Source organism: Vibrio sp. 10N.261.51.A4 (genome assembly GCF_041471945.1).
Classification (GTDB): Bacteria; Pseudomonadota; Gammaproteobacteria; order Enterobacterales; family Vibrionaceae; genus Vibrio; species Vibrio crassostreae_C.
Window position 1 is genome coordinate 1 of record NZ_JBFRPJ010000112.1, and the last position, 10,434, is coordinate 10,434.

General features: G+C 42.0%; 8 protein-coding genes. 2 read left to right on the forward strand and 6 right to left on the reverse strand.

The features are described 5' to 3' along the window. The first annotated feature begins 428 nt into the window (after window positions 1-428). Both AB4384_RS21825 and AB4384_RS21830 read left to right on the forward strand, forming a co-directional pair. Window positions 429-632: a pyrophosphatase gene (locus tag AB4384_RS21825; RefSeq protein ID WP_102420170.1), complete on the forward strand. Its 204-nt coding sequence runs from the start codon at window positions 429-431 to the stop codon at window positions 630-632. Window positions 633-1,096: 464 nt separating this feature from the next. Further along, window positions 1,097-1,750 (forward strand): hypothetical protein, encoded by a 654-nt coding sequence (locus tag AB4384_RS21830; RefSeq protein ID WP_372130110.1) that lies wholly within the window; start codon window positions 1,097-1,099, stop codon window positions 1,748-1,750. A gap of 340 nt (window positions 1,751-2,090) precedes the next feature. Here AB4384_RS21830 and AB4384_RS21835 read toward each other — a convergent pair whose 3' ends face one another. The 6 genes from AB4384_RS21835 to AB4384_RS21860 form a co-directional block, all read right to left on the reverse strand. Further along, window positions 2,091-3,020 carry a PD-(D/E)XK nuclease superfamily protein gene (locus AB4384_RS21835; protein ID WP_372130111.1) on the reverse strand — a complete coding sequence of 310 codons (930 nt, stop codon included), beginning with the start codon at window positions 3,018-3,020 and terminating at the stop codon, window positions 2,091-2,093. A gap of 455 nt (window positions 3,021-3,475) precedes the next feature. Beyond that, window positions 3,476-4,081, reverse strand: coding sequence for a type I-F CRISPR-associated endoribonuclease Cas6/Csy4 (gene cas6f / locus AB4384_RS21840; RefSeq protein WP_372130112.1), 606 nt, complete (start codon window positions 4,079-4,081; stop codon window positions 3,476-3,478). 9 nt (window positions 4,082-4,090) lie between these two features. After that, window positions 4,091-5,122, reverse strand: coding sequence for a type I-F CRISPR-associated protein Csy3 (csy3, locus tag AB4384_RS21845; protein WP_372098906.1), 1,032 nt, complete (start codon window positions 5,120-5,122; stop codon window positions 4,091-4,093). 6 nt (window positions 5,123-5,128) lie between these two features. Further along, window positions 5,129-7,216, reverse strand: a complete 2,088-nt coding sequence (locus AB4384_RS21850; protein WP_372130113.1) for a type I-F CRISPR-associated protein Csy2 — start codon at window positions 7,214-7,216, stop codon at window positions 5,129-5,131. A 2-nt stretch (window positions 7,217-7,218) separates the two neighbouring features. Further along, complete coding sequence (locus AB4384_RS21855; RefSeq protein WP_372130114.1) at window positions 7,219-8,430, reverse strand: TniQ family protein; 1,212 nt, start codon at window positions 8,428-8,430, stop codon at window positions 7,219-7,221. Between the two features lie 197 nt (window positions 8,431-8,627). After that, window positions 8,628-9,164 (reverse strand): transposase, encoded by a 537-nt coding sequence (locus tag AB4384_RS21860; RefSeq protein ID WP_372117590.1) that lies wholly within the window; start codon window positions 9,162-9,164, stop codon window positions 8,628-8,630. Window positions 9,165-10,434 lie beyond the last annotated feature (1,270 nt).

Genomic DNA, 10,434 nt, shown 5'->3' on the forward strand with positions numbered 1-10,434 from the left:
GCTTATCCGAACGGCATTGCTCATAAAGAGCGGCTTTTTTAAGGTGATGCTTGCAGGATAAGTCAGCATAACTCGAACCAACCATCAAAGACTTACAATACTATTTGCAGTATAAGTTCGCATAACATTGCATCGAAAGTCTGCAAATTTGAACAACGACTAAGATTCAACGTAGTAAATTTACTACGCTCCAATTAATCCTCTAGCAGACATAATCGACATGTGTGTAACAAACTTTTGGACATAAATGAGTTTCGAAGAACCAAGTATTAGCAAATCACGAATTAGCATAAGTATGGAAAGTCACTAAGCTCACTGTCCAGTATTGTTTTTACACAAATCTGACATTGATGAATGCCATAAGCTATCGATATAAACATTAATATATTGTATTATTATATCCGTATTTATACTTATTAGGATTTTCTATGTTGATTCACGAATTTTCGAATAAGGACGTTACCGCTGAGCATGTAATTTTGGCTCAAGCAATACTAGCAGGGACTGCTCAAGGTGATAAAAGTAAAGCACAGCGCTTTATGATTTTTGTAAATGAGATTCCCGATGCGCCGACTGTGCAAAACCTGATTCCACGCTTTAGTCAATTTATGAAGCTCTTTAAAGCCAGCTGACATTCAAAATACGTTACACAGGGATGTGTAATTAAGATCACCAACTCCCCCCTAACCACTACCTACTTTTAAACTCTATCTGACCCTATGCTCGCTCTATATCTAGCCATTGTTGTCGGAGGACAATAGAGTTTGATCAATTTTAAAAACGTTTCTGGACAGAAGTTACATAGAGTAATCACTTTAATTAGGAAGGTGCGGATAACGTTAGGTATGAGAAAACCACTTAGTGAAGTATCCAGTTTTGCAGGTGCAGATCATTCATTAACTTTGTGAAGCAATTATCAAGTAGCTTTGTAATTGCGATATAGCTAGCCTATGTAACACAGCCGAATAAGCTACATTCCTTAAATAAAAATTCATTATGAGAAAAATCAATGTGTATACCTTTTTTTCTTCTAGCCACTCTAACTTCAAGCAATCTACTTGCTAGTCAGTGCAACCAGCAATGGGATAATGCTTGGATGCAATGTGACTCAGACTACAGTTCAAAGGAAGGTGCGTGCTACTTTCTCTCCGAGAAATACAAACCAGGTTGCATACCAAGCAATAAAAGAATCAGTATTGACCGCTATGCAAATGAGCCTTGGAGGGTCATCGGTAATAGTGTTGAAGTTCAGGGAAGTTCAGCAAAACTTTTTCACGAAGGATATGAGAAAACACAATCATGGTTGAGGTTCTCCATGTCTGAACAAGGAGGTTATATTCTTAATTACGTAACCGCGGGCACAAACCTCGCCTGTGGTATGAAACCAGATGATAAAGACCAAGTAGGCTCAGAGGCTATTATTGACATCAATAATCAACCCATAAGATTCATACTTCGGAAGGGATGTGAGAGCATTAGAGATCAATCGCGGGGTTACACTTTATCAAATGTAAACACCTATCAGGTCAGAACAGCCGCCGGCTTTGAGTTTATTGTAAACTCTCTGAATGAAGGTCCTTTGAAAATCGGAACTGAATATGATGAAAATCATAAATTTAAGAATCGATTAGAGGAAGCTTTTGCAAAAACTAATATGGTGCACATATCGAATTATAGGTGGTCGGAGAAGATAAAGGAAATGATGGAGAATTATGAAAAAAAGAAGGAAAGAGTGAGTAAAGCACTTTAGTTAAATAGCGTCCGTAGCTAGCCACTGATATATCCATGACTATGAAGATGCTTAATTTCCAGAGAGTCAGTGTCATTTTCATGGTTCGTAGCATGAAAATGACACTGACTTCTCAACTGAAACTACAACTTGAACACCAATTATGTTTGACCTAAATGTAGTGGCATAGTTAATTTGGCCACAAAGGTAGAGTTCGAAGCATGAGTAAAAGTAAGGCAAAGCGCATCGATGCAGATTGAGGGTCTGAGTGTTGCTGGCACGGAAAGGGGCAAAAGCGAGCTAGCGCAGTCCCACTAGTTTGATAGATAAACAGTTTTGCATGGCATCGTTTCTTTAACGGTCATGCACAATGATAGTTTTTCATTAATGAATGCAACTGCTGAGCTTTATTTATAGCGATATCGATTTCTTCTAGCACAGAGTCAAAGCTTTGGTCTGTAATTGAGATTTCAGGTAATGGTGTTTCTATATTAACGGATTTTCCCGATTTTATGATTCTATATCCACTAGGCTCTAAGCTCTCAAAGTGATTTTTTATATCATCAAAGTTTTCTGCTTGGCCTAGAAACTGCAATTTGATGACCTTGCCGTAGATCTGATGAATGATCCGTATTTTTCTATTTAGTGGATTTGGATAGAAATGAATCCAGTCATGCCCATTAGCTCGAGGTTTCGATTTTTCAGGGTTCAGCTGAGGAAAATGCTTCGACACATAAGCTAAGTATTCTTGTGCAAATTCTGTTGTTTTAGGACAAACCGTTGCAACATAGCCCCTTCGATTTTTTTCTATCGCATCCTTTAATGTCTGAGCTCTATAAAGTCCTCGCTTATCACCTTGTGCAACAAGAAAAACCATTATTTCTTCGTATGAAATAGCAGCATCGTATGGCTCAGTATTTCTATCTATATATGCTTTTGGAGCAATGATACAGGTTCTGAAATCTTGCCAAATACTATCTTCTATACCTTTTTTTCCCCTAAGTCTATATCTATCCCCTTGTTGAAGTTGAGCTGAAGCATCAATCTTGTTTTCAATAAGTAACGCTTGTGCAGACAAGTCATCCGATTGATAAATGTAAACAAGATCTGACTCACCGAGGTTAGTGTCTATGACAGAGTGCCAAGCACTAAGGGTTTTCACTGGGATCAATTCTTCCCGAACACGACAAACAAACCACTGTGCAAATGAGTCAGAAACATTAAGTTCCTCTAGCACTAACAGATCAATATCACGCTCATTAACACTCTGAAATATATTACGTTCTTTCATTGGCTATAGCTATCCTACAGGTAAGTCCTCAAAGACATTACACAGATAAGAAAAAGTAGGTCAACTACCTCACTGTGATTTGTGAGGTTGAGCGTTACTGGCAAGGAATGGGGCATTTCCATGTTAGAAAGTGGGACGAATAAAACCGATTGTAAACAAACAAAAGCCACCAAGCTTAAACTTGATGGTTTTTATTCTTAACTGCTTGTTCAGCAGGAAGGTTGCTTTCTTCCTGGCCTATTCTTAGCTGCCTATTCGGCAGGACACAAGGCAATAACGGCATTCTAGGTTATCAGATTTTTCTTAGCTGCCTATTCGGCAGGACACTGTAGAATATAGTCTCTAACAATCTGATTCTGCATGCTTAAAGTCACAATTCACCAAGATACCCTTTTTCTTCTTACGTCTGTAACTCCTTGTTTTTACTTCTCCGAAAAAGAGCTTTCATAAAAGGGTCAAAAACGTAGGTCAGGTACCGTGCCTTTTCTTTCTTGATTGGTGGCTAAACCATAGCTATTAAAGCTTGCTGCAACGCGCTCTCTAACAAACTCCTTTTGTACAAACAAAATATAACTTTCCCCTGATGAACCGCTGGAGATTGGGATTCGATGAAAACTATCGATGATTCGCTCTTCATTAGTGGCTGGTAATGATTGTCCATCACCAGAGAAATCGGCTCTCGCCATGCTACGTTTGATTCGACGTTTCTTGGAGCCCAGAAAACTTTTCCCAATCGTTTGATTACGGGTAAACCTCACCTCAACCGCAATGTCAGGCACCTCACAAACACTGGAGATCTCAAATAAACCTTCATTTACCATCACAGAGAAATAGGGCTGAAAAGCGAGTCCAATCATCATCTCTTTATCTTCAGCAACAAAGGCAATGGTTTGGCCAACTGTAGATTCGTTCCAGTCCGGAAAACTCACACCTATTTTATTCATGGCTTGTCGGTTATTGACCATAAACAAGTGCATTTGGGATATACACCGTCCTGCCAATAATTCATGGTCGGCTTGTGCAGGCATGTAACGTATTAAGAAATAGTAACGCTTAGTCATATCTATCCCTTACTTCGCTTTAGAACAATTGAATAGGCCGCCTTTGATCAAGACAGACATGATGAAGTGCACATCATTTGGGATGACTTGAGAAGCTGTCATGCTTTCAATCCAGTTCTCTGTATTTCTGACTAATTGGTAAAAGTCATTTCCATGGGACACGTGTCGCCTTGCTATAACGTATTCTCGATCTGCCCCATATTCGTTCACTCTTAATGGTTTATCTGCGTTTTCATGCCACCAATCGTCAATCGATTGCAATGCGGCTCCAACTTTTTGACCATGAAACGCAACGGTTTCCTTTCCGTTCAATAGTTCGACGGTAGCTAACTGCTTAGTCGGAACACCATCTTCTCGGCTATCTAAAAACTCTTGGCTTGGGTAAACCTCATCTCCCCAACCAACTCCAATTTTAGCTTTGACATCCATGTAGAAATATTCGGTCGGGTCAGAAAGGGCTCGCATCAAATAGGCTGTGAGCTTTTCTAGGTATTCTGCTGAAGCCTCATCCCAATGACCATACCAAGAAAGCCTTGTTGCGTTTTCTATAATCAAGGTTTGCGAATCACTGGTGGTCACTTCTATCGACAATTGTCGACACTCTCTGTTTCTCCAAAGCCAACTGCCAAGCAGTATATTCTTCGCGTATCGATGAGCGAGCTCCTGATAGCCATTGAGATCTTTATAAGTATTAGCCAGTAACGAAAGTTTACTGCGCACTTCATCGTCACTACAGATATCAGGGGTTAGAGAATTGGCTCGAATTCGAAGCGGGAATGCACAGTAGATATCATCTACACCCGGCTTTACGTAACACTCTTCGATGAACTGAGGATTGGAGTAAGATAAGTCTTGTGGAGCAACATTCTTTTTTACGAACTTGCCCCCTTTATATGCTTCTGCATAACCCCCTTTTGGTGCGCGCAACCTAGTTCTATCAACTTCAAGGGGACACATTTCACCATTTTTAGATAGATAGTAGAAATAGGCTTTGCCTGCAGAAAGAGAGCGAACGTAGTTCAGCTGTGTGCAAAGTTCCATAAACGATTAATCCCTATAGTTTTTTATAAGAATAGTTTCGCTACTGCATTCTATCGACCAAAAGGCGTGGTTTAAAAAGTGATCTCTTCCACTAAAACGTACTTCTATGGGGTTAACTCGCTGAGCAAGCCCTATCGCATTCTCTGCATAAGCGTGACAACTGGTGATTGAGTTGCCCCGTTTAGTTGGTTGTTCTAACAAATGGTAGCCAATAGAAACTGGCAAGTTATCAGCATCTTTAGTGATTAAACGTTCTAGATCATTAAAATCATTCGGCTGTTTTTCACTTGGATATAACCATCGCCCGTATGCTGGTGACCCTTTTAAGACATGGAAAAGCTCACTCCTACTAGTAAACGTCCTTAGCCACTCAATCTGCGTCGATAGCTGTGGTTGGTATAATGCCCCTCCGGCAAAAGCTACGGGAAGTGCCGTTTTAAGCGCGGACTTAAAGTCTGAAATTCGGCTGTCACTGTGGACTCTGATAACTAAGTCTATTTCTAGGTCCGCCAATCGTTCACTACGAATGGTTGGTCGCTTCGCTTTAGAAACCGTTCGCGCTTTGGCGACTGAGTTGGGTTCAGTCAGCTTCGCTGTCGGTTGAATCTTCTCGCTTCGAACATAAAAAGAGAAACTCGAAAACTCAAACGGGGAATCACTACTAACTAGCTTATTAAACTCTCTTTGGTAATGGTGCATGAAACCCCAAATAGCCGTCAAAGAAGGAGCTCCACACAGATATGGGCTGCTCATTGCGACAGCATCTTGCACTCTCATTGATGACAAATAGATATACTGCTCACCCGTTACCTTATCTTCATTGCCATTTGGTTTACTGAGCTGTTCAAGTATCCATACGATTTGGGCTTTGACGACCTGCATTAGCTTAGGATGATAGGCAAACTTCGCAGCATACTTGTTATTCTGAAACGAGAGATGCAAGCGACGATTTAACTCACTAGCTAAGGAGCCTAGACCCGATTCAGGTAGCGTCAAAAAGGCTTGAGCCAAAGTGTCATCATGTCCCAATTGCTGTTGGTTGGGGTCAGCGTCAACGATATCTCTTAACTCAATTAATGGAAGCATCCACAGGGCTATCTGCTTTCGCAATATCTTACTTCTAACCTTACGAGCGCTCTCCCTTTGCTTCTGTGTTTTTGATGGCTCTGAACCAATTAGATGATTTAACACCTGACAGATTTTAGCGTTAGTTACCTGATAGTCATCAAAGTAATGGCCACTCTTTTTGCGACTTTCAGGTAACGTCCTACCCTGTGCTGGTTTAACGTCTAGTGGATAGTTTAGGACTTTCATATGCCCACCTAAACTGCCACACAGATTCCCGATACTTGCCGGGTTTGGCAGTAACGAAGACACAAAGCTGAGCTTACTTTCTCGACTTCTCGATCTCACTTCTAACTCTCTTTGGATGGCATGACTGACCACTGGGGTCACCGAAACATAATCATCCCTCCATGGAAACCGTAGTTGCTTGCTGTAAGTACTGACGCTGTCAGGAGAACTATTTTCAGGAAGTTGTTCTTCAATTATATGTTTTAAGCGAGCAAGTGAATTAGCACCTAAACCAAATTCTTTGAGCAGCTCAACCCAAATAGGGGTTTCTTGCTGAACAAGTGAAAGAAGACTGACGGACTGTGATTGCCAGCGGAAAGGATTCAATAACCACAATGTATGGCGATACACCGCGGAGTTATGCCCCCACCCCAAGCTTTGCTCTAATACTAAGCTTGAGATAAACGCCTCGGTTGTAGCAAGAGGTTGTGCAATTATTCGCTGATCTTTCACTCGGCAGTCTGGAAACTTGAGATTATGAGTGTGGAACCATTTGATTTCATCAAGGGACGCCTCTAGGTTCTCAGCCACTTTTAAATGCCTTTTAGCACGGGCAACATCCAACCAATCAGAGCACCTATCGGCTTGATGGCTTGAACTGAGATTAAGCAAGATCGTCAACGCTTCTTTTTCAAACCCATCAACACAGACATCTTCCGTATAGGGCATGAACATCTTCTTTAGCGCAGCCTGCTTTACTGCCTCGTCTTCAATTGCTAATAAGCCACTTAATTTCGTCATAATTACCACTCAGGTAGATACACACTTAAACCATCACTTTCAGAGCTCATTCGAGTCAACTTTGTTTCGATGACACTTCTTAAAGTAAACGCCGATTCATGACTCGCTATCTTTGTATGCATTCGCGGCCTGATCGCGGCTTTAATCTCACCAAACTCATACAGCCGATACACTTCATCCGTTGTACAAGAGAGCAATGTGGAAGCTTCTAAGGGGCTGAGCAGTACATCACCGATATTTCCTTTAGCGCTTGAAGGCACTGTTGCCACTAGCTTTGTAAAGTAAGCTAACACCTGAGTAAGTACGATATTGTGACTCAGCTGCCGACTGGGTAACTGACGGCAATCTTTAAGCAGAGCACCAAAGGCTTCATTGAAAAATACCTTCTTCCAATATTTTACTCGAACGAGTTCTGCCTTCTCTTTCAAAGCATCGAAGTCTTGCCACAATGAGGTTGGCCAAGAGCCGCAGTATTCGATGAATGATTCGAAACTGAAGTCATCGATATTGCCATAACGATTTACATACCAAAGTAAAAAGCCATAGCGCTCAGATAACGTCATTTCTCCTTTTAGTAATCCCAAGGATTTTGAATCATTCCCTGACAACCATTGAGCAACTAATACCTCCACCTCTGGCGCATCTTCTACTGGCGAATTTCGGAGTTCGAAACCACATTCACATTGGCTAATAATCTCGGTACTTTGGTATTCAAGCCTCGACTTACACTCAGGGCAGTGATGAATCAGCTTACAGCCATGATGTTCACAAGCTTGGTGAGAGATAAATTGCCACTGCTGGCGAATGTAGGGAGCTTCGTCAATACACAGCGGGCAAATAGGCGTGAAGCGTTTGCGAAGAAAAGCATAAGGGTAATCAACCCCGAATCTATGTACAGCTTTGTATTGCGGAGAGAATTGAGCTTTTGAATGTGATAGCGCTAGGCGCAGTACACCAAAGTTATTGAGCTTTAGTTGGTTCTCAAGATGAATGAGAACCCGCACTCGCATTTGGCTTGTGGTTTGAGCGTGGTAGATATTAACTCGTTCGAGCTCTAAGGGGAAAGAACCAGCCATCGCTTCATGCTGATCCATGGTGTCGAACCAGATGTCTTCGGCGAAATGAGAAAATCGCTCGTAACCTTGCTCTTGCGATAAACGCAACAAGAAGCTTTCAAGCGATTCGTCAGAATAAAGTTGAATGTCTGTATTCACATGCCACCTAAAACTTAGAGTTTCTAAGTTTTAGTATCGGAGATATTTCATGCATTGCAACCATAGAGGCCAACATATTTTGCAAAAAACGCCTATGAACTCATTCAAAATACGACAGAATCGCTTGGTGATCACAAACTATGATGCGAAAGAGCTAAGAAAATTCTGCCCCATTCCTTCTCAGCGCGAATATCTACTCAAAATCTTAGACTGTACGTTTGCCTTATCTGTAGTTTTTCTTTTTTACGGCGAAGCTCTTCGTGTGTGCCACTCCACTCCTTACTGGCATTGGATGAAATTTTACAGCCATCAATAGCAAACATGTTACGGCCAATTAGGCCTTGTTCATCGCATATCATGAGAACCTGAGTGAACAGTGGCTCGATGGTGTCCTTCATTTGTGCGATGAAAGCCGCGATCGTGGTAAAGTGCGGTCGTTCATCGCCCGATAAGCACATGAAGGTGACGTTGTTGATGCAAGCCCTTTCTATGCTACGGCTAGATAACATGCCGAGGGAATAGGCGTAAAAAATAACCTTAAGCATGATGGAAGGTGGGTAAGCCGCCGCCCCGTTTTTGTCGTTGTGGTAGTGCACATCAAAGGGCGAGAGGTCGAGGTGGTTATCGACAATGTGAGAAATCGCATACTCGATAGTTCCGGGGATGAGTTGTTCATCGATGATGATAGGGACGAACATGTTTTGGTTCGAGTAATCGGTTTTGAAGTTGGGCATAACCGTGTCTCGTGGCGAATAATTTAGATTAGATCACAAGGAATTAGTGCGTTCAAGTTCATATCATGATGAAATGGCGGTAGGATCAGAATTGAGACGGGCGAGGAGAAATTCTACAGCCTCGTTATGTGACCAGAATCCCCCACGTTTAGTAGAAACTTTACTAAGTTTAGATCTGGGGCTAATTGAAAGGAGTATGAGTATGAATTATCAAAACACACTAATAAAACTAGGGGGGTGATCTTAGGTAGCATGATGTTAACTGGCTGTCCAATCGATGGAGCGACTGGAGAACAGGGCTCAATAGGAGCGACTGGACCACAAGGCGCAACAGGCTTAGATGGAATAAATTGTTGGGATACCAATGAAAACCGGGTGGATGACGCCAATGAGGACATAAACGCTGATGGCTTATGGGATGTGAATGACTGCGCTTCTGTTGCTGCAACCAGCGTTAGTCAGAATCTTTCTGTCGATTTGAATCATCAACACATATGCGAGGCATTAGCGAACCTGGGCCAATATCCGCAAGGCTGCCCGTCAGTAACGCACATAACCCCCAATGCAACAGGAGACTTCAGACAGATTTCGTTCATGTTGGATGATGGTAGTGGAAACACTGCATTTAGTTGTGGTTTCCCCCCGAACAACGGACTGTTGACTCTCGAAAAAAATCAATTGGATCAGGTTTATTACTGGAAGTTGGAAGGAGGCTTTGTCGCTAGCGCAACCGTCATAGCTCTTGAGGACGAGCTTGGTGCCGATATAGGGAACCCCAGTAATAGCTGCTTGGACCTTTGCGAAAATGACCCTGAATGTATAGCATCTTACGCGGAGTCAAAAACCGTATTTTCAGGGAACACTAGAAACATTGTATACAATTGCGCACTTTTCCATCATTCAGATACGATTCAACCTTTTGAGAAAGCATGTGACGATAAACTGGCGAATTGTGGTACTACCTCAGGAGTTTTGTCCGCTAGTCAGCGATGGGCTGTTCGCTGCCCTTGACACATAACAAGGCAAATCAATCAGACGCATTACGGCTTGTCATTGTTTTTGCTAAAAAAAGGCAGCAAAAACACCGCCAAACCTAAGCGCTGTTGTTTGCGGCGTTAACTTCCTATACTTCAACTAATCCGTTATATCCTAATTTAGTAATGTAACTGGCAAGGTTCTGTCCAGAGGTTTCATAGGCCTGAAGTTTTACTCGTGGCACTTTTCTCAAAAAGTGCCAGCTGGCTCAGATCTGCCCCATTTCAATTCAGCG

What these genes read in the sequence shown, in the direction of transcription:
- AB4384_RS21825 (WP_102420170.1), top strand. Translation starts at nt 429, where the DNA reads ATGTTGATTCACGAATTTTCGAATAAGGACGTTACCGCTGAGCATGTA.
- AB4384_RS21830 (WP_372130110.1), top strand. Translation starts at nt 1,097, where the DNA reads ATGCAATGTGACTCAGACTACAGTTCAAAGGAAGGTGCGTGCTACTTT.
- AB4384_RS21835 (WP_372130111.1), bottom strand. Translation starts at nt 3,020, where the DNA reads ATGAAAGAACGTAATATATTTCAGAGTGTTAATGAGCGTGATATTGAT.
- cas6f (WP_372130112.1), bottom strand. Translation starts at nt 4,081, where the DNA reads ATGACTAAGCGTTACTATTTCTTAATACGTTACATGCCTGCACAAGCC.
- csy3 (WP_372098906.1), bottom strand. Translation starts at nt 5,122, where the DNA reads ATGGAACTTTGCACACAGCTGAACTACGTTCGCTCTCTTTCTGCAGGC.
- AB4384_RS21850 (WP_372130113.1), bottom strand. Translation starts at nt 7,216, where the DNA reads ATGACGAAATTAAGTGGCTTATTAGCAATTGAAGACGAGGCAGTAAAG.
- AB4384_RS21860 (WP_372117590.1), bottom strand. Translation starts at nt 9,164, where the DNA reads ATGCCCAACTTCAAAACCGATTACTCGAACCAAAACATGTTCGTCCCT.